The organism is Arcticibacterium sp., assembly GCF_055134445.1.
In genome coordinates, this window is sequence record NZ_JBSRVI010000110.1 from 13,013 (window position 1) to 33,544 (window position 20,532).

Genomic DNA, 20,532 nt, shown 5'->3' on the forward strand with positions numbered 1-20,532 from the left:
TTTGAAGTATTCTGCTGTTATGGTTTCAAAACATTTCTTTACATAACACACCTAAATTAACCATTTCCTTCAAGAAAGTAGATTCAATGATTTTTTTGTAATCCGAGATCTATATGATAGCGTATTTTCAAAAAAAACTATTGAAAGTTATACATTCCTTGTAGTACAGTAAACCAGCCAATGGGTAAACTCAAATTATAGTTGTTCTAAAATGTGATAGACAAGGAATGTATATATATTTTTTAAAATCATTATCACCCATGAAGAAATACAGAAAAAGATCCGCCTTACTCATCATAGTCAGCTTATTGATTGTTTTCCGATTATTCCTTCCATCCATTGTTAAGAACTACTTAAACAATGTATTATCAGAGCTACCGGGCTATACCGGAGCAGTAGAAGACGTAGATATTGCTTTGATAAGAGGAGCCTATATTATTAGAGGCATGCACTTATCTGTGGTGGATGCTGGTACCGAAGTTCCTTTTATCCAACTACCAGAAGCCGATATTTCCGTTGAATGGAAATCCTTATTCAAAGGAAGGATTGTCAGTGAAATCATATTGAACACCCCCGAGATTATCTATGTCATGGAAGATCAAGCGGATGCCAAAGGGGCAGATCAAAAGGATTGGACAAAAGCCCTCACGGATATTGTACCGCTTAACATCAATCGTTTTGAGGTCCATGAAGGTAAAATTAGTCTGGTGATGCTGTCAGCAGACCCGGACGTTGACTTAACCATGGAAAAGGTAGAACTTACGGCCAACAACCTGAGTAATGTCATTGCGGCTGAGCAGACACTTCCTAGTGCATTTAATATGAGTGCGAGTACATTTGGTAATGGTACATTGGCTATGGATGGTAACCTTAATCTACTTAAAGAAATTCCTGATATGGATATCACTTTCAAATTAGAGAATTCTGATGTAACAGCACTAAATGATTTGACAAAGCATTACGGAAAAGCTGACTTTGAATCTGGGATTTTCAATCTTTATGGTGAATTGGCCATTGCAAATAGCTACCTGAAAGGTTATGTAAAACCATTCATCAAGAACTCAAAATTAATTGGTCCAGAAGACCATTTTGTGGAGTCGGTTTGGGAAGGTTTCATTGGCTTCTTTAAATTTGTTTTCAAAAATCAAAAGACAGATTCTGTAGCGATGAAAGTACCTTTCGAAGGTGATTTAAAAAACGTAGACACGGCTGTCTGGTCGACCGTGGTTAGTATTATAAATAATGCATGGATAGAGGCTTTTGTAGATAATGTCGATAATACCATAGAATTTCAAGATGCATTTCAGGATAGAAAAGAAATGACCAAAAAGAAATCTAAAGGCAGAAAAAAAAGCTGATGCCCACATTAAATCCCGTTGGACATGAAAGTTTGTTGCTTATGCTCTTTGGCGATGAACGTTAGGAAGTTATTTTTAATGAAGTTTGAATTAGTTGATTATAGAGCTCATAACATGGCTCAATAACCCATTTTAAAAACCTGTTGCCAAACCCAGCACAAAATTCTTTTTAAACGCCTTAAAGATATTGCCCTTTAATTGACATGAAATTCATAATGTAACCCATATTATTATTTATTTAGGACAGCATTGATCTTTAATGAAAAAATGTATTTCAAAGTATAATTATTCAAAATTTGCATAATTTAGTTTTTTTAATAACTACTCTTATTTTATGATAATTATTCAGATGACTGGTTTATCTGGTGCCGGTAAAACAACTATCGCAAACTTTACAAAGGAATATTTGACAAAACATAAAATCAAAACGGAAGTTATTGATGGTGATATTTATAGGGGACTTTTTTTTCCCGATTTAGGTTTTACCAAAGAGGAAAGGGTTCATAATATTAACTGTTTGTTCTATTTAGCTAAAAGATTCGCCGATCAAGGTATTATCGCAATTATTTCGAGTATCAACCCTTATGAAAAAGTCAGGCATGATAATTCTTTGGAGACGAAACACACTGTAAAAACGGTTTATATTGAAGCTGAATTAAACACATTAATCAAACGTGATACAAAAGGCCTATACAAAAGAGCCTTTCTAGAAGACGAGAACCCACAAAAACTTAAAAACTTAACAGGAGTAAGTGATGTTTACGACATTCCTGAAATTCCAGACTTATTAATTAAGACCGATAAGTTGTCAATTGAGGAATCTTCAACAAAGCTAATTGATTTGATTTTAGAAGTTTTGAAAAAGGATAATACCCAATAGTATATTAAGGAGATGAAACATATCGAGTCTACCAATTTAGAAGACAACAATAAAAGGATTGTCTATTATTACAGTTAGGCAAACTTTAAATTAACAGGAACTTTCTTAAAGTTATCAAATATTGTAATAAAAGCAACCTATAAATGTATCCATTCAAAGAAACTTATCAAATATTTATCTTAGGACACATGCGAAGTAGATCATCCTTGTTTGCCCATATACTCATGACAGATAAGAAGATATTTGGAATGGGTGAAAGTAATAAGGTTTATACAACTAAATTGGATATTGTAAAAATGAGAATTAAGACTCAGCAATACTTCGGCAAAATACTTCCATTGAACTTTAAATTTCTTGATCAAATTAATCACAACCAAAAAACACCCAATTTAGATTTAATCAAGTCCTTTTCTCGCATTGTGGTTTTGGTAAGGAAACCAGAAGAGACGTTCGAGAGCATTAGAAAATTGACAAAAGACTTTTATAAAGAATGGGGGCATGAAGAGATTGAGAAGTACTATATTGATAGATTGGAATTCTTGAAAGAGCTCAAAAAGACTAGTTTGAAATCGCAACTCTTAGTTGTTGATTCGGAAGATTTAGTTTCCAATACAGCTAAATGCCTAGAAGAAGTACGTTCTTTTCTGCATTTAGAAAATAAATTATCAACAAACTATGACCTTCATTCATTTACTGGAAAACATGGAGACCCATCAAAAAACATAAGTGTTGGTAGTTTAATTCAACCAGAAAAATCTTTATATCAAAAGGGGATTTCGAAAAAATCCTGGAAACTTTATGAGTCAATTATTAAATGAATAAGGTTTAGAAGTTTTTCATTTAAAATAAACTCAACTTGAGTTAGTTTTAATCCCTGGTTTAGCCCCCTAATAGGCAAACACTTTCCGAAGGTTTATTAAATGTATAAAATTGTTTTTCTTATACTACGATTTTAGCTGTTTAAGGTGCTTGTTCTCTGGTTTCTTTGTGCCAGCAGAGCTTTAGTTTCTTCTGATATAATTCTGAATTCTCCATTTGGTTTGATTTTATAATGAGGTATTCGTAATTGAATATTGTACTTGTGGTTAATCTTTTTATGCGGTTCTACCAATATCATTTCCTGCTGCCAAAGTTTAATAAATGCGTTGGGGTTTAGGTGCTTTAGACTTCCATGTAACCTCACGTTATTATTATAAGTATAATAGAAGTGTTCTAGCTGTTTCTCTAAGTCAGTTATGGTCTTGTATTCCTGGAGTTCTAGTGAGCGACCAAGTATGGCATGAAAGCTTTCTACATGACCATTTTCTTGGGGCGTATAGGGATGTGTAAATACCTGCTTGATGTGATTTTTAGTAAAGTATTCTTGGACTGTTTTGGCAGCAAATCTTGTGTCATTATCGTTACGAAGCTCTAGGGTTAGTTCTTGCTCCAGCAGACCTGCTGGTTGTAATTCTTGAAGGATAATTTGCTCCCAAGCAGCTTTAATTTGGGCTTGTTTAATGGAGTAAGCCACCGTCCAATAAAGTACCTTTCTTGTAAAACTATCTATTACTGTAAGAATGAATGCATAGCATTGATGTTCTATAACCCACTGGAACTTTATATCCATCTCTAAGACCTCTAAAGGCCTTTTAAGATTAACCCGCCTATATTTTACATAATTCCTAGCCGCTCTTTTATGTCGGTCACCAAGCAGTTGATATTTATACATTAGGCGATATACCTTTTTGTGATTAATCAAAAAACCTTCGTGCTGTAAGGCCGCGGTCATAACTCTATATCCATAACTGGTCTCTGGCAACAGCAGGGTGTTAATAATTACACCAATGACAAGCTCTTCGGCTACTTCCACCAAGTCGCCATGCCCATTTATTTGATTAGTGATACAAGTAGGTTTCCTACCTGCTTTTTTACGTTTGCCTAACTTCCTGTAGTACTCATATTTAGTGAGTTTACAGAGCTTTAAAGTAAGTTCTAATTTCATCCCCCATCCGACGTACTTTCTGACTAAAGCTTGTTTCTCAGATGGGGGTACTTCTTTTTTAGCAACTCATCTTTTAGCTTACTCTCCAACTCTTTCTCAGCTATGATTTCCTTCAAAGCTTTGTTCTCTTTTTCCAGTTTCTTGATGATAGCAAGGCGTTCCTTAGTAAGGCCATGAGTCAAGCCAACCTCACCCATCTCTTCTACCTTTTACTTCCAGCCTGCCTGTCGGCAGACAGGTAATAAAAGGTAGCTGGATAAAGTGCATACTTATCCAACGTGATTTTTACGCCTTTCTCTGAGGCTTCTTTTACAATAGCCAGTTTTTCGGCTTTGCTATACTTCTTTCCCATACTCATAATTACAAAAATTATTTCGTAATCACGTTTGATATATTAAGGGGCTGAAACAATCCCTAAAAAGGTAAAACTACACGATCAGTAAATTTATAATTCAAATTTTGATAAAAGATTATTTGCAACTTCTTCAATTCTCAATCCTATGGCATTGAACGAAAGGTTATTCTGAAATTGAAGTAAAACTTGTTTACGCATATCGTCTATTTTAACTTTTTCACTTTCTCTTAATTTACTAAATAAATCCATTTCATTAGCTACCTCAAACAACATCCCACAATCACCATTATTCGTCATAGTTCTAAATGAAGCAATATTAGTTCCTATCGGAATACAACCACAGCTCATCGCCTCACAAAATGCAATACCGCTACCTTCATAATGTGAAGCAGAAATAAAAAAGTCACTGGAATTGTACCAATTTTCTAACTGGTCATGAGAAACTTTCCCTAAAAGAATAACAGATGAAGTCATGTTATTTTTCTGAATGAATGATTTCACCTCACTTTCAATAATGGCACTCGCATAAATCATAGTTAGCTTAGCAATAGGATTATGATTAAGATATAAGTTAAACCCTTTCAGCATGGTTATGGGGTCTTTGTTGGCATCAAGACGGCCAACCCACAAAAAAGAATGAGCAGGACGCTCCATATTTTTATTTACAAAGCAACTGGAGAACTCCATAACCTCATTAATACGACAGGAGTCTTTAATAATATTGTAATCCTCAAACGGACGTGCTAGCTCACTTGACGCAAATAGATATGCATCTGCTCTTGAATAGACTATTTTTTGTAACCATCTTTTAAAAATATTTTTAAATGGCTTTTCAGCATGGTGTTGAACGATAACCTTTGTTGACTTATCTAGGAAAAAAAACAAACTCAACAATTGAATTGGGAAAATGAAGCCGTGTACAAACACAATGGAAGGTTTTTGCTTTTTTATAAACAAAAAGAGTGAAAAAGGGAAGAATCTGAAGAGCCCCCTTTTTACATTAAAATGAATTTCATTTTTAGCATTATTGTCAATGACAATAGGTCGTGTTTTTACTTTCAAATACTTAACACTATATATTTTTTCTAAGGACTCAAAGATTGGGGCAATGAGTGATTGAATCAATCGTAAAAAATCATTTTCACTTTGGAGCATAACTCTGAAAGTAATAATTACAAAAAGAGGTTTACTTTGTGATATTTTTTTTTTCATGTTTCAAAGAATACTTTTCCCAAAATTAGTGCTAAACAATTTCATTATAAATAATATATAAAGCTAAAGTTGAGCTGAGCAACTTGAAAGGATCTAATCGGAGGAACTATTACAAAAATTCCTAAAAAAAGGGTAAAAGCAAAGTGAGTTGGAATATCTTTAATTATAGAGAAGACTGTCTAGTAATATGAAATACAAGCATGGATTAAAAAATCTCATATTTCTAAAGAATAATCATTCTCACCAAAAATGAATAAGCATAGAATATTAAGACTTTTTATTCTAACATCAATAACTCTAACTATTAGTCATGATACTAGAGGTTTTCTTATCTTTTTTTACGAAAAGAATCTAAGGTATTAAATTAATACCCTAGGCTTAGCGTATCAATATAGTTTTAATTCGAAATATGCTAAAACATGTCCAATTTGATTCATGTTAAGATTAATAGTTTAGGTGCTAAATCAGCTGAAATTACGGAGAATCACCAGAGAAAATTATAGTTGTTGGAAGCTTACACTACAACCTCTAAACGATAGGCCATTTATTAAAATTACCTTTTAAAGACATACTTTAAAGAATATAGAATGAACCGAAAAGCTAGTAGCATATGGGCCTATGTTGAGCTCAAACTTACCAGATATTTGGCATGAGAAAACAATTGAATGTCTTTTTATTTCGTAGTTTAGAACTGTGTTTTGGGTTCCGAAATCTCACATGTTTTTACTTGTACCATAATATTTTGATTAAGAGCATAATTTAAGATGAACAAAGTATATCTCAGCTTAATTTGGGTGCGTTCAACAAAACCTAAACTACATTAAAACCCAGTTTGGCTAAAATATTATTGCACATAAATCATAGTAATCCCAAATGATAAAATACATTTTTTCTATAAATACAGGAAGATCTGGTTCCCACTATCTTTCCAACATACTGAAAGAGTTCGAAAACATTAATGCTTTTCACGAACCAAATCCCTCTATGCTTGGTAAACCAATGGTTGAATTTCTTCGTGGTAGACCGGAAAAGTTAGAGAAGAAAATGAAAGAGAAAATCATTGCGATAAATTCAGCCATTGATGAAAAAAAACATTACATAGAAACTAATCACACTTTCATTAAGGGATTTGGCTGGTTAATACCCTCTTTAATACCACATGAAGAATTGGGTATAATTATACTTAAAAGAGATAAAGATGAAATCATCAAAAGTTTTTATAGAATAAATTGTACTCCTTTAAATTATAACGGATTGGTGACAATCATGAATCCATTAATGAAAAACCCCATTAATCCAGTTTCTAATTTTGATAAAGTTAAATACCGAATTCTACTTTTTATTTCAAGACTGTCAGAAAGCAAAAAAAACCCATTCCCCTTTAACGTAAAAAAACTAAAAGTCATTCGGGAATTCGAATTGAAATATTTAGAATGGTACGTAAAAGAAACACATGCTCAAGGGCTAAAATTCAAGAGTAAATTTACTGATATCAAAATTTATGAAACAACAATTGAAAAATTAAATTACGCCCATGAATTTAAGAAAATGTTTGATTTCTTTGGAATCGACTTTCTACCAAAGGATTCATTCTATCCAAAGTTGAATATTAAAACAAACTAAAACTTGCTACAATCGAGCAGCCTGCCGTAAGCCAAAAACCTTATAGAAGGATCATGCCAAGAAATTACCCGAACAACCTATCACTACATTGCAACTCGATTTGTCTATAAATTGAATTGTTTTTTTAGTATGTTTCAAGATGATTTTGAAAGATAATTCCTTTGGAATTTATTCTTTTTTGAATGGCCAAGTTTCTAATTTTGAAGGGATCGTCTCATTTATTGTAGGCTATCCAGATGGCAGTGTTTCAGAAACAGTCAAATGATAAAAAATTACGAAAACAGAATACAAAGTTTGTCACCTTTATTTCCCTAATGCTATATATAAACTATTGGTAAAGCAAAGTAAACTATCCTGAGAAATTTATAGACACAAGTTCTAATGATTTTGATCCAAGCCTAATAAATGAAGATATTGTACAAACAAGCATATAAGTCTTCTCTGATATATCCTGATTATGATAAATTCATTTTATACATTCCATAAAAAAACTAGTTATCTTGTTCGCAGAATTGGTATTGGTATGATATCTCATTTTTGTGGAACCAACTGGTTATTGAGTGATCGACCAGGAAAATGTATTCTACTTTATCATGGTGTTGATTATATAGGGCAAACCTCTATAAATACACGTTTTGTTTCGGAACAGCTCTTTGAACAACAATTAGATTTTTTACAAACCCACTATAATTTAGTTTCGCTGTCTGATTTAGTATCCGATAAAATCGATCCAAATCGCATGAATATTGCCATCGTATTTGACGATGGATATAGAAATAATTTACAAATAGCTTTACCAATTCTTGAAAAAAAACAGATACATGCTACGTTCTTTGTCACAGCCATTAATCACACTAAATATCCGATGCTTTGGACTGACTATTTAGACCTTGCATCTTATTTAAGCAACGCCAACATAACCGTTGGAGGTGATGAGTATTATAAAAAAAAAGGAGTCTATCAAAACATCGATGGTTTAAGCCTAAAAACTAGGTGTAAAGCACAGAATTGGACTTTTAAAAAGCAAGTTTATTCCGCCTTTCCAGAAATTGAAGACATGACAAAATTAGAAGATTGGGAAATTTACTGGAAAACCCTGTCTGACGAAGAAATAATTAAATTAGACAAATCTAAGTATGCTACTGTAGAATTACATGGATACTACCATGAAAACCTCGGGATTTGCGGTCATACTGAAGCAGTTCGATTAATAATTAAGGCGAAGCAATATTTGGAAAACCTATTACAAAGAGAAATTCGGAGTATTGCTTATCCTGATGGGTCTTATACCAGAGATTTAATTATATCTTGTTTCGAAATGGGCTTAAAAAACCAATATGCAGTAGATTATCTATTTCCGGAAGATGTGACCGATTCTAGAGTTCACTCAAGGCTTACAATTAACCCTTTTACCAATTTGTCACATCAAGCTTGGGCTATATTAAATAATAAATATTAGATAAATTGAGTACACAAATAACGGTCAAAATTCGCGAAAGGATGTGAACAGAACTGGCTAACTATTTCGGTCAAAATTAATAATTGAAGATAATATCAAATATTACATAAAATATTATTCAAAAGACTAGTTCTAAGAAAACCTAAACTGATTTAAAAGAAGCTTTAGCAAAGCCCTCAGCTATATGAAAAAAATATTCCCTAATATATTATTGATTCTATTTGGTCTTTTAATTGGCTTGCTGATTGCTGAATTAATATTAAGGATTTATAATCCTCTTCCTACCAGAGTTGTGGGAAATTCTTTACGCTTATTAAAAAACTATGAGAAAACTATAATCATCGATAACCCATCTCAACAAGCAGGACTAGATGATACAATTTATTATAGCACCAATTCCATAGGTTTTAGGGGGATAAACCCGCCGTCTAATTTGGCAGACTACTATTCCATATTTACAGTAGGCGGCAGTACAACTGAATGCTCCCTTCTTGACAATACGAAGACTTGGACACATATATTAAATTCAAAGTTATCTCAGACAAAGGACAGTGTTTGGGTAAACAATGCCGGAATTGATGGGTGTTCCTCTTTTGGTCATTCAGTTCTATTAAAAGAACATATTTTTTACTATAACCCTGATATGGTATTGTTTTTAGTTGGACTCAATGAAATGTATGTAGTAAAAAATAATGAAGATTCATTTTTAGAAGATTCACGTGAGTATCGACTTAGAAAGTTCGCTCAAAAAAGCAAGCTATTTTCTTTCCTATGGAATCTACGCAGGCAATTGCTAGTAAGAACATATGAGATGGGGCATATGTCAAAAAAGTCTCCTGAGAATTTATCAAAAAAAGAATTTAAAGAGAAAAGTAAACTTTATTTAAACAACCAGAAAGAATATAAGCAAAGATTATATAAGCTTATAAATCAATGTATTAATAGGAACATAACACCTGTACTCATTACTCAACCAATATATAATCTTACTGATTTGCATCCACTTTCTTTTGTTAAATATTATAACCAAACAACCATCCAAGTTGGACTGGAAAATGATGTATTAGTGATTGACCTAGCATCTAAATTAGAGGATAATCCTGATTTTTATTATGACTTAGTACATTATACTAACATTGGAGCAGAAAAAGTAGGATACATCATTTATGAAGAGCTAATAAATGAACTCCCATTCTCTAAAAAGAATAAAGTGCATTAAAATGCTCTTTATTTAAACATGATTTGTTTATTAAACTCATTGAATGGCAAAATACATATTTTGGTCAAGGGACTAATGTTTTAAATAATACATTAATAATTCAACGAATATGATAATTCAATTAGCAAAATAAGTCCTCAAACATCATGAATAAAAAAAGAATCGCCATTATTACTTTTGGAAGTGTAGGTACTGGATTTAGATCAGAGGGAATTCCTCACCAAGCGATTCTTATTGAGGAGCTGGCTAATATTTATGACATAACAGTTTATTCTTTTGCCAAGGTTAATGAAAACTTTGTTGCGAAAAACTATAAGTTAATTGACGTATCCTTTTTTAAAAATCAGCGACTTTTCATTCGCTTCTTCTATCTTTTTTCTTCCATACTATCTAATCATTTAAAACGGCCTTATCACCTATTTCTGGGTTATTGGGGCTTCCCTTGCGGTTTTTTATCCGTTTTAGTAGGTAATATTCTAAAAAGGCCAGTGGTAGTAGGCTTTATGGGAGGAGAAGTTGTTCGTTTTCCTGAAATAAACTACGGCGAATTTCATAAAAAATGGTTTAGAAAAATACTGAATTATACAGCTTGGAATGCTGATTGCATACTGGTCTTATCTAAGTATCAAATTATTAAAATCAAAGAAAGTGGTATAACATTTAAGCAAATTCAATTAATCCCTTTTGGGGTGGATAACCATAAATTTAAATTTATAAATAATCCACTAACACTTCCATTACAAATAATCCATGTAGCTAGTATAAATTTGGTAAAAGACCAAGTGACATTGTTAAAAGCATTCAAAAAAGTCAATCAAGAAATAGATGCTCATTTGACAATAATAGGATTAGATACACTTAATGGGAAAATACAACAATTAGCAAAAAACATGGGTCTGACTAATAATATTTCCTTTCTTGGGAGGGTTGCTTATAAAGAGCTACCAGAATACTTTTCTAAATCACATATCTTCCTACTTACTTCATTATATGAGAGTCAAGCTGTTGTAGTTAATGAAGCCATGTCATCAGGCTTGGTTGTGGTTGGAACTCGAGTTGGTTTGATTGCAGATTTGGAAAACTTCTGTACACTTGCCGTCGATATAAAAGATTCAGACACATTGGCACAAAAGGTAATTTCACTTTTAAACAACCATCATCAATATACTGATTATCAAACAAAGGGATTAGCATGGTCTAAGAAACATGATATAGATTGGACTGTGAGTAAGTATCAAGAACTATTTGATAAGCTTATAAAAAACTAAAAAGTGTCAGAATCGGCAAAGGTTAATTTCAATTTTTCCCATGGTATGCCTGAACCTAAATCTTTATAAAAAATGGTAGAAGATACTTTAGCATCATAATTATTATCAAAATACTGTTGAAGATTACTACCAGTCTGGGTTTGAAAAACAATTTTCCTTAGCCCCAATTTCCTACATATTTGACAAATTTTATCCATTGCAGATAATAGCTCTATTTCAGAATCCGTCTTAATATCTCCAATACAGAGTTGACCATAATTTATTTTTACCCAAAAAGTTACTTCTTCTACTTTTAAAAAGATACTACCAAAGTTCAACTTGTACTCCATATGCTCCTTATTTCTATCAACAATTAAATATTCTTCATGGCTAAATGAGTTAAATAAAACGGGCTTAACCAAGTGTTTCTTCAAGAAATACATTGCAGATTTTGTGTAAAATTGACCTAGACCTAATCTGTTGAAAATACTCCAAATTGGCAATGTCTTTATTGATATTTCATACCTTTTAAAGGGCTCTAAAACTGTCCAATTTAATTTTGAGACTACACCACTACTAGACTTATTAGCAATCCCAAAAAAACCTGACATTTTCTCTTTAATTCCTATAGAAGTGCAGTATTCAAATAATTGTGAAGAGAGCCCCTTTCTAAAATACTCCGGATTAGTAACCGTATCACAACTTTGGGCCGCCAAAAACTTTTTTCCTTCGTAACTTAATAGATAAGGTAATTGAGCAATGTATGCTACAGGTGTATTACTATTTTCATAAATAGCCACCCCTAAAACCGTTTTTTTTAAATGTTTACAATCATATTTTTTATAGAAATCTATTTTTTTTTGACCTGATGCTTCAAAAAGCCTTGCCATACCTAGATAGTGTACTGCGGTTATTCTTTCGATTCTATAGTTACTTTTTCTTTCCATTGCTAGATTAATTCAAGAATAAGGTCCTGATAAATTTACTATTACAAACCTTCCCTTCATTTACTATTTTTTCATAAAAAATCAAATTGATTAATAGTCCTTACGTTGATTTCTTTACGCTCTTTATCAAAAAACCAGCCCCATTTATTAAAGTACTTGATGGCAGAATGAACGAAAAGCATAAATAACTTCAGGTCTTTCCCTGCCCCATTCTGGTAGGCATGATATACTGAAACATCTGGATAGTAAATGGTCTTATACTTTTGATAAATTCTACGAGATAAATCTGAATCTTCGAAATACATAAAAAAACGCTTATCATACATTCCTAATTCCCTGATCACTTTCAAATTTAACAAACTAAAACAGCCAGAAACACGTGGTGCAATATACGTTTTGGTTTGAGGTGCATTTCTCAATTCGTATAAATTGATAAACTTATTAAAGGCCTTTCTTGGAATCTTTATTTTTCGCCAAATCATATAAAAAGGAGATGGCGGAAGCTTCGGCAAAAATTGAATACTTCCATCATAATTCAATACTTTAGGCATCATTAGGCCAATTTCCGGGTCATTTACCATAACATTTACCATTGGAAGCAACACCTCTTCCTTAAAATAAATATCGGGATTTACTACAAAATGATAGGCCGATTCACTTTCAATTGCTGCTTTTATCGCAATATTATGTGCCTTTCCAAAACCCAAGTTTTGTTTATTATGTAAATAAACAACTCGCCTATCGTTTGTGATATTTTCAAATTCGTCAGTGTCCGAATTATCAATTAAATAAAGTTTTGTTAACTCTTCTGATCTTAACACACTGGAAATAGCCTTTATCAAGACATTTCTCTCATTGTTATAAATTACGATAGAGGCTGTTATAGTTAGTTTCAAATTATAATTTCCTTAACAGGAATGTCATTTTAAATTAATTCAAAAGAAAACGATTTCATTACGTAGGAAAGTTTTTTTAATTCAAAAGTAATTTGAACAGTTCCTCCCAATTTTCTGCTTTTGGAGCCGGAATCTCAGCAGATCCGTTATTTTCATAATCAATTTTCTCTTTTAAAATCACCTTTTTCATAACCGCAGCCCAGGCTTGCGGGTTATTTGTTTCTAAGAAACGGACTTTTCTATATGCTCCAACTGTTTCTTTGGCATAAGGCAAGTCGGCTACCAACATTGGTTTTTGAAAGTCTTTAAATTCCGAAATAGGTAAACCCCATGTTTCTAATCTTGAAGGGAAAACAAGTGCAGAACAATGACCATAGTGCTTAAAAACCTTTTCCTTGTCCAAAAGTCCAACAAATTCAATTTGAGGAATACCTCCAAATTTCTTAAAAAGACTTCTGCTAAAACTATTGTCGTTCTCATCAATGGTTAAAATAATTTGAAAATCAGTAATTCCTTCTTTCAATAATATTTCAGCAGCTTGGCCTAGAACAGTGAAATTCTTATGTGTCCTTGGTAAGCTTGGATAGAAAAAAGTTGGTGTTTCACTCGCTTTCTGTAAACCAGCTTCTTTTAGAACCTCTTTCCGAATTGGCTGGGCTACAACTATCTTGTTTTTAGGAATATTAAACCAAGAGCTCACCTTCTCTTTTAACCAGTACGCCTGAACTACAATAAAATCGTTTGATTTATGATTAAACTGTAAGACATAGCGATACAAAAAGGAATGAACAAACAGTTTTGTATTCGAAAGTAACTCACCAATATTGGCCTTATAAAATGGACTTGGACTTTGCCAATAAACAGCTTTCTTTTCTGCTTTTAACTTAGGGCTAATGTCATGTAGCGAAAACCATAAATAGACATTTTTAAAGGAACTATCACTTTTAATAAGTCTACTGAAGTAAACAAATTCGTAATAAAGTCTAAACAAATAACTTTTCCTTGATTTAGGAAATTCTCTAAACAGTATATTTCCTGGGTATTTTTTTATCTCAAAAAGTGAAATCTTGTGCACTAAAACAATGATTTTAAAATCTGAATATTTAGCATTTGCCAACTCATTCAAACAATCCATCAAAATTGTTAGTGGACCACCCTCAAAATAATTAATAGCGGAAAGTACAATTATTCTTTTATTCATAACTCTATCAATACCATGTATTTCCCTTCGCTTTTTAAGTCCACTATTTTGTCAATTATGTTTTCTTCAAATGGCGTTTTTGATAGATTTATTTTCCTGAAAAATCCGGTCAAAATATTTTCATTTTTATTTAATTCAGGAAATGAGGTTACTAACAAATACTTACTTTGACTTCTTCTGAAATTTTGTAAAGCTTTCATTACAAGTTCATCAGATAAATGACTCAAGCCATCTCTACATAATATCACATCAACTTTTGGCAATTCATCGCATACCATGTCTAATTTTTGAAATGATATATTTTCTTGGGTAAATTTTTGCTGACATGTAATAACCAAATCCTCCACAATATCGGCTCCCTTGTAATCAATACTTTTTAAGTCAATTGTTTTAAACCAATTAAAATCTCCGCACGGAATATCCAAAATCGATTTTATCAAATATTTTTCAAGTAATTCAGGTAATTCTTCCCTTAATGAATGAGTAGAATTATACTTTGATCCGCTACCTGAAACTGTTTCATGGTCACCCCAGATTTTTCTTCTATATATCAAACTAAAAACCTCTTCTGGCGTGTGAGTTTTGTAATACTCCAAAATTCTATTCTCAATCCATTTTTTTCGAATATTTAAAATAAAATCAGGAATGAGTGTCTTGATAAGTCGTTTTATTTCTTTTGAAAACTCGTCCATACGAAAGGGTTCTGTTTTTTACCGAGTATTTTATTCAAAAAGTAAAACTTAAGACGTTTATAAGTTGGCGAAAATGGTGTAAAATCGTCCAAACTATGATGAAAGTAAAATTCTGCCATCTCGGTACAGCCAATCGACTTATAATACTTCATTGTTCTATTCCTTGCTAATTCTACTTCACCTTTTTTATAAAAAGGGCTATCTAAAATATGAATTTCACCACCTGATTTTAGAATTTCAAATAAGTGCCAAAACAATTCAGGAATAGACGGAAAATATTGTATTGCCGAATTAATTACTACCATATCGAAACAATCTTTACCAAATAAATCTTCAAAAATATCCCCATAGGCAAACTGAAGCCTATCATTACTAAAAAGGCTTTGTGCTTGTTTTAATTCATATAAATTTAAATCTAAACCCAGCACTTCATTCTTCTCTATTTCGGCCATCTTAGAAGAAAACCAACCATTACCACAACCTAAATCTAAAATTTTCAATGGCTCTTTCTTCATCTTTAAAAATTCACAGAAACTATCTACTGTATCTTTTCTTAATTGCCATTCTTCAAAATGCGGATGTTCTAATGGTAAATCAGGCAATTTTTTAACTAAGTCATCACTTAAAACTCTACCTTCTTTACTCCTCAATTTTAAATATAAATCTTCTATCTTGTTTTCACCTTTATACTTTGAGAGCAGCCCCACACCATCTGTGTAATCAATGAGTGGATGATTCAAAATATTATTCCAATATTTCATATCAACTCTGCCCCCTCTATTTCTGGTTGACGGTATTTAAGCCAGAATTTCTGTAATACCTTAAGTTCATATGGAGCTTTATAAAAGTTCGTTTTGTATCTGATATTTGCTATTCCTGAAATGAGTTTTCTTTGGAAACTACTCAATTTTATATCTTGTGTTGTTGGATATCGAGCATTCAAAACTACCTCGAAATTTTGGATTTTATCAATCATGGCTCTCGTTAGCCAAGGGGTAAGCGGATTCTTTCGTAAATCAAAATTTTGCCAACTATCATCTAGCCAATCCTCTAAGGTTTTAGGAAAACGAAAACCTGAATCCTTCACCTTTTCATACATTTCAGAGCCTTCTTGTGGCACTGGACTATAGACATAAATAATAATTTCGGTATCTGGATTTATCTCCTTTATTTTTTTAATATAAAGTATCTCTTTATCTATTTGTTGCATTACCTTTTCTGAGCTTTCAGCCGGAAAACCCAATACGAAAGAATACTCTGGAATGATATCGAAATCTTTCATACGCTTTGCAAATCCTAACATTTGGTCTCCCGATTGCGTGCCACCCTTATCAATTTCGCTCAATAATTCGTCATTGCCGCTTTCTGCTCCCAAAAAGATCATCTTACAACCCGATTCTCTTAGTAGGGCTAATGTCTCATCTGAAAACTTGTCCATTGTGTCAATCCTTGCTTCTCCCCACCAATTTATTCCATGCCCATTTATCAATTTTGAAAACTCAACTACCCTTTTTTCAGAAACAAAAAAATTATTATCAGTGAACTCCACTGAATCAATTTGGTATTTTTCTTTTTGATATATGATATCCGCAAACATCGTTTCGGCAGATTTCCCTTTCCAACGAGCTTTAAAAATAGGAACAATGCCACAAAACGAACAAGTGAATGGGCAACCCAAACTACTATGATACTGGGTGGTTCGCTTACCCAAATGGGTTTTCCCTATATAACCGTCCATCGAATAAAATTTCTCAAGGAAAGTATATGGCAACCTAGGAATGGTATCCATATCAATCATCGTAACCTTTGGCGTTTTTATGATTTCTCCTTTTTCAAGGTAAATCAGGTTCTTGATCGACTTCAAAGACTCTTTTGCTTCCAATGCATCAATCAAAGCCGGAAAAGCAATATCACCAATCCCATTAACAAGATAATCCACAGCATCAGATTCAATACAAACTTGATACTGGTTAGAAGCGAAATAACCACCCCAAATAGTAATAATTTCAGAAAACTTCTCCTTTATTTTTTTTGTAAATCTTATTGCCTGATCTAATTGTGGACCTGGCATTACAGTACAAGCAAAATACTTAAATTCCCCAGAATTTAGATAGTTTTCAATCTTAGAATATGGGTCAGTTTCACGATTTCCATCAACAAAAACGAATTCATACTTCCCCCACAAAGCCGCTCCCAACTGCATGATAGTTATAGGTAGTCGAGGCTTACTTTTTGTTGCCCTTGGATTAAAAATAATTACTTTATTCATAGTTAATAACACGACTTTTTCAAAATATTTTTCGGGTAAAACTTTGCTTTTAGTGCTTGAGAGCTTCTTTCCTTATCATTTTGTTGCACTAATTAATACACCACTCATGTATTTTTTCCCTTTTACAAATGGTGGATTTATAGAGTCTAACTTTAACACATTCCTTCTAATTTCTGGAAATATGATTATTTTCAAACGTCCAATGAAGGAATACAGCTTTGAAAGCCTTTCTTACAAATTTGAAATCTTTTTGGAATAATTATTTTTTTTCATTTCAGTCAATTTAATATTGTCAAAACCGATTTGGTATAGTAGAGCTTGCCAATTTTCAGGATATGCAAATTCTCCACTTGCTTGTATTATGCCATAGTTTTCTAAACAAAAATCATTTACAATCTTAACCTCTTCTCCTGTTGTATCAGTGAGCCATAAAGTTTCGTTCAACACTACTTTTCCTTTTAAAGTCAATACTCTATGAATTTCTTGTAAATAATTCACTAAAACCTCAGCATTTTGTATGGCTAAAACTGATTCTATATAAACAATATCAAAAGAATTATCATCAAAAGGTAGTTTCCCTAAACCCTCAATCAGTTTTAAAGTTATACGATTTTTCAGCCATGAAAACCTTATACGTGACTTTGCCTTTTTTAACATAGATTTTGAGATATCAACTCCAGTTAACTTTATGGATTTGTTTCTGGCTGCTAATTTCACCAAAGTAGCACCAGTACCAATTCCAATTTCTAAAATTTTGTCATATTCCAAATCACCTATTTCTTCTAAAAGTAGTTCCGTTCCATCCTCTGAATATGCATGTAGAAAACATCGATTAAGTGTAGCGTAATGGTTAAATAAATTATCTGAAGATATCATACGCTATAAAAGCTCAAAAATAAAATTCAACTCACTCATAATTCTTTTCCTTTCTACTTCTTTCCACTTAAAGTCCTGATATAAAGCTAATTTCATAATTACATCAATCTGACAATCCTCTGAAAGTACCATGATAACTTTACCATCTTTCTCCAAGAACTCAGGCAACTGTTTGAATAGATTTTTGAAATACTCAAAATCTTCTCCACAAAAAAAGGCTCTTTCCGTATCATCATTTGGGTATTTTGGGTAATAGGGCGGATTAATTACAATTAAGTCAAATAAGCTCAATGGGAAGTTTGTAAATAAATCCGATTGAAGCACTTGGAGCTTTACATCATTTAATAATGCGTTTTTAGATACGGTCTCACAAGCCACTGCATTAATATCAGAAGCAGTCACCTTTGCCCCTTTCTTTGCCATAAATATTGACAAAAGTCCAGAACCTGCACCTAACTCTAATACATTTTTAGGAATAGGCCCCTTTTTAGTTTCTTTATAGAACTCTTCCTTTTCAAGAAACTCCAACAAGAAAAGAGTGCTGAAGTACAGTTTAGGGTGAAATACACTTGGTGGAACAGATATTTTCATACCCTGAACTTCCACTTGTTTCTCTTTCGACAGATAAACTCGCAGCGGAAAAATAACAATTCCATACAAAAGCTTCTTCATTATATTTCTAAGCACTCCTATCATTTCATTTAAACAGTTGCATCTTATTTATTTTTATATTTAGATATGTTCTTAACGTCGTTAAAAACGGATTCTAGAGAATTGAAAACTGGAATCCCAGAAATAAAAACCGTTACTAACACAATGGAAAAAGAAAGAAAGTTAGTTTAATTAAATTGCAGCAGTTGATAAGATTACCTTTTTTCGATCATCATCCCGGCACGAGCCTTCATTGATTTCAATTTTAATTTTAAACTACCTATTGAATTCCCTTTTCGTTGAAAATATGCCATTTCATTTACTACCCAGTGGACGGCATAATTGTAATACTTTTTAGAATAAGTCCTTTTAAAATCAATATTTCTATCCGTCGTTGTAGACCAATCTAAATCATTAATGGTGCTATGAGCTTCTACCTCTTCGTATAATTCAGTCCCTTTAATCGGATAGGTTAAAGTAATGGTAAACTGATCCGGGTTGGCAGTTTTAAGATGATTTAAGGTGTTTTTAATATCTTCTTCGGTTTCATTTGGATAACCCAACATAATAAAAGTACCTGCCTGAATTCCCGCTTTTTGGCTCAATTGAATCATTTCTTGTACCTTTTCAACTTTCACTCGCCTATCCATCAAGTCTATTATCCTCTGAGAGCCACTTTCCGCACCAATCCAAAGCCTAAAACAACCTGATTTTTTAAGTAAATTTATTACCTTTTCATTCATACGGTCAGCACGGCTAATGCATTCGTAACTTATTTTGACTTGCTGTTTATCCAGTTCCTCACAGAATCCTTCAAGCCATCGGTGGCTAATGGTAAACACATCGTCCACAAACCAAAAATTATCAGTTTGGTATAGGCTCTGAATTTCTTTTATCTCCTCCACCACTTTTTCTGGCGACCGTCTCCTATAACTTAAGCCATATACGCCGCGGCTACACCAGTGGCAAGTATAAGGACATCCCCGCATAGTGCTGAGCGTCATAGAACTTTCTCCGTGATGTTTTTTCCAAGCTTTCAAATACAAGTTCAAGTCAATTGCAGCTCGGTTAGGTAATGGCAAATCATCTAAATCTTTACGCAAAGGGCGGTCTGGATTGATAATAATTTCACCTTTTCCATCTTTGTATGCTAATCCCGCAATTTGAGAAAGCTCTTTTTCTGGAAAGCCGTCGCTGCTATTTATACAAGATTCACATACTTCATAAAATGTTTCTTCTCCTTCCCCTATCACTAAAAAATCAGCTCCGAAATTCAATAAATTTTCAGTATTATATTTTACATCTGGACCTCCTAACACAATTTTCGTATGACTTAATTCTTGATAACTTTTCACAAACTTAATCATTTCCAAAACGTTCAATTTGGTCATCAAATTGATATAAATGGCCAAAACTGCCGGCTTTCGTTCAAGTAAATGTTTATAAAAAATACTTTTCGTTGAGAAGGTGGTATCAAAAACTTCATGCTCCATATCCTTCTCTTTCAGATAACCAGACAAATACAGAATCCCTAATGGTGGATAGGGTTTCATAATTTGCTGCTCTTTAACATCATCAGCAAGGAAGTAAGCGTGCGTTAAAATAAGTCCAGAAGCAACAGGTGTTCTAAATCCAGACGGGGGGGATTGTTCGAGATTCATAG

General features: G+C 32.8%; 19 protein-coding genes. 7 read left to right on the forward strand and 12 right to left on the reverse strand.

Going from position 1 to position 20,532, the window contains the following annotated elements:
- The first annotated feature begins 260 nt into the window (after positions 1-260).
- From ACTBZY_RS14385 to ACTBZY_RS14395, 3 genes are all read left to right on the forward strand, one after another.
- Positions 261-1,358: an AsmA family protein gene (locus tag ACTBZY_RS14385; RefSeq protein ID WP_463047036.1), complete on the forward strand. Its 1,098-nt coding sequence runs from the start codon at positions 261-263 to the stop codon at positions 1,356-1,358.
- Between the two features lie 334 nt (positions 1,359-1,692).
- A complete protein-coding gene (gene cysC / locus ACTBZY_RS14390) occupies positions 1,693-2,238 on the forward strand; it encodes an adenylyl-sulfate kinase (protein ID WP_463047037.1) in 546 nt (181 codons plus the stop codon).
- 143 nt (positions 2,239-2,381) lie between these two features.
- The gene (locus ACTBZY_RS14395; protein WP_463047038.1) at positions 2,382-3,056 is read left to right on the forward strand and encodes a hypothetical protein; all 675 of its coding nucleotides are present in this window, start codon (positions 2,382-2,384) and stop codon (positions 3,054-3,056) included.
- Positions 3,057-3,190: 134 nt separating this feature from the next.
- Here the strand turns inward: ACTBZY_RS14395 and ACTBZY_RS14400 are convergent, their stop codons facing one another.
- From ACTBZY_RS14400 to ACTBZY_RS14410, 3 genes are all read right to left on the reverse strand, one after another.
- Complete coding sequence (locus ACTBZY_RS14400; RefSeq protein WP_463047039.1) at positions 3,191-4,222, reverse strand: transposase; 1,032 nt, start codon at positions 4,220-4,222, stop codon at positions 3,191-3,193.
- 202 nt (positions 4,223-4,424) lie between these two features.
- Positions 4,425-4,574, reverse strand: coding sequence for a hypothetical protein (locus ACTBZY_RS14405; protein ID WP_463047040.1), 150 nt, complete (start codon positions 4,572-4,574; stop codon positions 4,425-4,427).
- Positions 4,575-4,667: 93 nt separating this feature from the next.
- Positions 4,668-5,789 carry a glycosyltransferase family 4 protein gene (locus tag ACTBZY_RS14410; RefSeq protein ID WP_463047041.1) on the reverse strand — a complete coding sequence of 374 codons (1,122 nt, stop codon included), beginning with the start codon at positions 5,787-5,789 and terminating at the stop codon, positions 4,668-4,670.
- A gap of 873 nt (positions 5,790-6,662) precedes the next feature.
- Between ACTBZY_RS14410 and ACTBZY_RS14415 the strand changes: the two genes are divergently transcribed.
- From ACTBZY_RS14415 to ACTBZY_RS14430, 4 genes are all read left to right on the forward strand, one after another.
- A complete protein-coding gene (locus tag ACTBZY_RS14415) occupies positions 6,663-7,412 on the forward strand; it encodes a hypothetical protein (protein WP_463047042.1) in 750 nt (249 codons plus the stop codon).
- A 457-nt stretch (positions 7,413-7,869) separates the two neighbouring features.
- Positions 7,870-8,871 carry a polysaccharide deacetylase family protein gene (locus ACTBZY_RS14420; protein ID WP_463047043.1) on the forward strand — a complete coding sequence of 334 codons (1,002 nt, stop codon included), beginning with the start codon at positions 7,870-7,872 and terminating at the stop codon, positions 8,869-8,871.
- 184 nt (positions 8,872-9,055) lie between these two features.
- Complete coding sequence (locus ACTBZY_RS14425) at positions 9,056-10,090, forward strand: GDSL-type esterase/lipase family protein (protein ID WP_463047044.1); 1,035 nt, start codon at positions 9,056-9,058, stop codon at positions 10,088-10,090.
- Between the two features lie 146 nt (positions 10,091-10,236).
- On the forward strand, positions 10,237-11,358 hold the full coding sequence (locus ACTBZY_RS14430; RefSeq protein ID WP_463047045.1) for a glycosyltransferase: 1,122 nt from the start codon (positions 10,237-10,239) through the stop codon (positions 11,356-11,358).
- Here ACTBZY_RS14430 and ACTBZY_RS14435 read toward each other — a convergent pair.
- From ACTBZY_RS14435 to ACTBZY_RS14475, 9 genes are all read right to left on the reverse strand, one after another.
- Positions 11,355-12,284: a hypothetical protein gene (locus ACTBZY_RS14435; protein ID WP_463047046.1), complete on the reverse strand. Its 930-nt coding sequence runs from the start codon at positions 12,282-12,284 to the stop codon at positions 11,355-11,357. The genes ACTBZY_RS14430 and ACTBZY_RS14435 overlap by 4 nt on opposite strands.
- Positions 12,285-12,355: 71 nt before the next feature.
- Positions 12,356-13,180 carry a glycosyltransferase gene (locus ACTBZY_RS14440; protein ID WP_463047047.1) on the reverse strand — a complete coding sequence of 275 codons (825 nt, stop codon included), beginning with the start codon at positions 13,178-13,180 and terminating at the stop codon, positions 12,356-12,358.
- Between the two features lie 76 nt (positions 13,181-13,256).
- A complete protein-coding gene (locus ACTBZY_RS14445) occupies positions 13,257-14,381 on the reverse strand; it encodes a glycosyltransferase (RefSeq protein WP_463047048.1) in 1,125 nt (374 codons plus the stop codon).
- A complete protein-coding gene (locus tag ACTBZY_RS14450; protein ID WP_463047049.1) occupies positions 14,378-15,073 on the reverse strand; it encodes a class I SAM-dependent methyltransferase in 696 nt (231 codons plus the stop codon). The genes ACTBZY_RS14445 and ACTBZY_RS14450 overlap by 4 nt, the downstream gene beginning before the upstream one ends.
- The gene (locus tag ACTBZY_RS14455; RefSeq protein WP_463047050.1) at positions 15,049-15,834 is read right to left on the reverse strand and encodes a class I SAM-dependent methyltransferase; all 786 of its coding nucleotides are present in this window, start codon (positions 15,832-15,834) and stop codon (positions 15,049-15,051) included. The genes ACTBZY_RS14450 and ACTBZY_RS14455 overlap by 25 nt, the downstream gene beginning before the upstream one ends.
- A complete protein-coding gene (locus ACTBZY_RS14460) occupies positions 15,831-17,342 on the reverse strand; it encodes a B12-binding domain-containing radical SAM protein (RefSeq protein WP_463047051.1) in 1,512 nt (503 codons plus the stop codon). Before ACTBZY_RS14460 ends, ACTBZY_RS14455 begins: the two co-directional genes overlap by 4 nt.
- A 231-nt stretch (positions 17,343-17,573) precedes the next feature.
- A complete protein-coding gene (locus ACTBZY_RS14465; RefSeq protein WP_463047052.1) occupies positions 17,574-18,218 on the reverse strand; it encodes a class I SAM-dependent methyltransferase in 645 nt (214 codons plus the stop codon).
- A gap of 3 nt (positions 18,219-18,221) precedes the next feature.
- Entirely contained in the window at positions 18,222-18,890 is a 669-nt protein-coding gene (locus tag ACTBZY_RS14470) for a HemK2/MTQ2 family protein methyltransferase (RefSeq protein ID WP_463047053.1), read from the reverse strand.
- A 194-nt stretch (positions 18,891-19,084) separates the two neighbouring features.
- Positions 19,085-20,530, reverse strand: coding sequence for a B12-binding domain-containing radical SAM protein (locus tag ACTBZY_RS14475; RefSeq protein ID WP_463047054.1), 1,446 nt, complete (start codon positions 20,528-20,530; stop codon positions 19,085-19,087).
- Positions 20,531-20,532 lie beyond the last annotated feature (2 nt).

Bases quoted from the DNA above. Each gene is read 5' to 3' on its own strand.
- ACTBZY_RS14385 (WP_463047036.1), top strand. From the start codon at position 261: ATGAAGAAATACAGAAAAAGATCCGCCTTACTCATCATAGTCAGCTTA.
- cysC (WP_463047037.1), top strand. From the start codon at position 1,693: ATGATAATTATTCAGATGACTGGTTTATCTGGTGCCGGTAAAACAACT.
- ACTBZY_RS14395 (WP_463047038.1), top strand. From the start codon at position 2,382: ATGTATCCATTCAAAGAAACTTATCAAATATTTATCTTAGGACACATG.
- ACTBZY_RS14400 (WP_463047039.1), bottom strand. From the start codon at position 4,222: ATGAAATTAGAACTTACTTTAAAGCTCTGTAAACTCACTAAATATGAG.
- ACTBZY_RS14405 (WP_463047040.1), bottom strand. From the start codon at position 4,574: ATGGGAAAGAAGTATAGCAAAGCCGAAAAACTGGCTATTGTAAAAGAA.
- ACTBZY_RS14410 (WP_463047041.1), bottom strand. From the start codon at position 5,789: ATGAAAAAAAAAATATCACAAAGTAAACCTCTTTTTGTAATTATTACT.
- ACTBZY_RS14415 (WP_463047042.1), top strand. From the start codon at position 6,663: ATGATAAAATACATTTTTTCTATAAATACAGGAAGATCTGGTTCCCAC.
- ACTBZY_RS14420 (WP_463047043.1), top strand. From the start codon at position 7,870: ATGATAAATTCATTTTATACATTCCATAAAAAAACTAGTTATCTTGTT.
- ACTBZY_RS14425 (WP_463047044.1), top strand. From the start codon at position 9,056: ATGAAAAAAATATTCCCTAATATATTATTGATTCTATTTGGTCTTTTA.
- ACTBZY_RS14430 (WP_463047045.1), top strand. From the start codon at position 10,237: ATGAATAAAAAAAGAATCGCCATTATTACTTTTGGAAGTGTAGGTACT.
- ACTBZY_RS14435 (WP_463047046.1), bottom strand. From the start codon at position 12,284: ATGGAAAGAAAAAGTAACTATAGAATCGAAAGAATAACCGCAGTACAC.
- ACTBZY_RS14445 (WP_463047048.1), bottom strand. From the start codon at position 14,381: ATGAATAAAAGAATAATTGTACTTTCCGCTATTAATTATTTTGAGGGT.
- ACTBZY_RS14450 (WP_463047049.1), bottom strand. From the start codon at position 15,073: ATGGACGAGTTTTCAAAAGAAATAAAACGACTTATCAAGACACTCATT.
- ACTBZY_RS14455 (WP_463047050.1), bottom strand. From the start codon at position 15,834: ATGAAATATTGGAATAATATTTTGAATCATCCACTCATTGATTACACA.
- ACTBZY_RS14460 (WP_463047051.1), bottom strand. From the start codon at position 17,342: ATGAATAAAGTAATTATTTTTAATCCAAGGGCAACAAAAAGTAAGCCT.
- ACTBZY_RS14465 (WP_463047052.1), bottom strand. From the start codon at position 18,218: ATGATATCTTCAGATAATTTATTTAACCATTACGCTACACTTAATCGA.
- ACTBZY_RS14470 (WP_463047053.1), bottom strand. From the start codon at position 18,890: ATGAAGAAGCTTTTGTATGGAATTGTTATTTTTCCGCTGCGAGTTTAT.
- ACTBZY_RS14475 (WP_463047054.1), bottom strand. From the start codon at position 20,530: ATGAATCTCGAACAATCCCCCCCGTCTGGATTTAGAACACCTGTTGCT.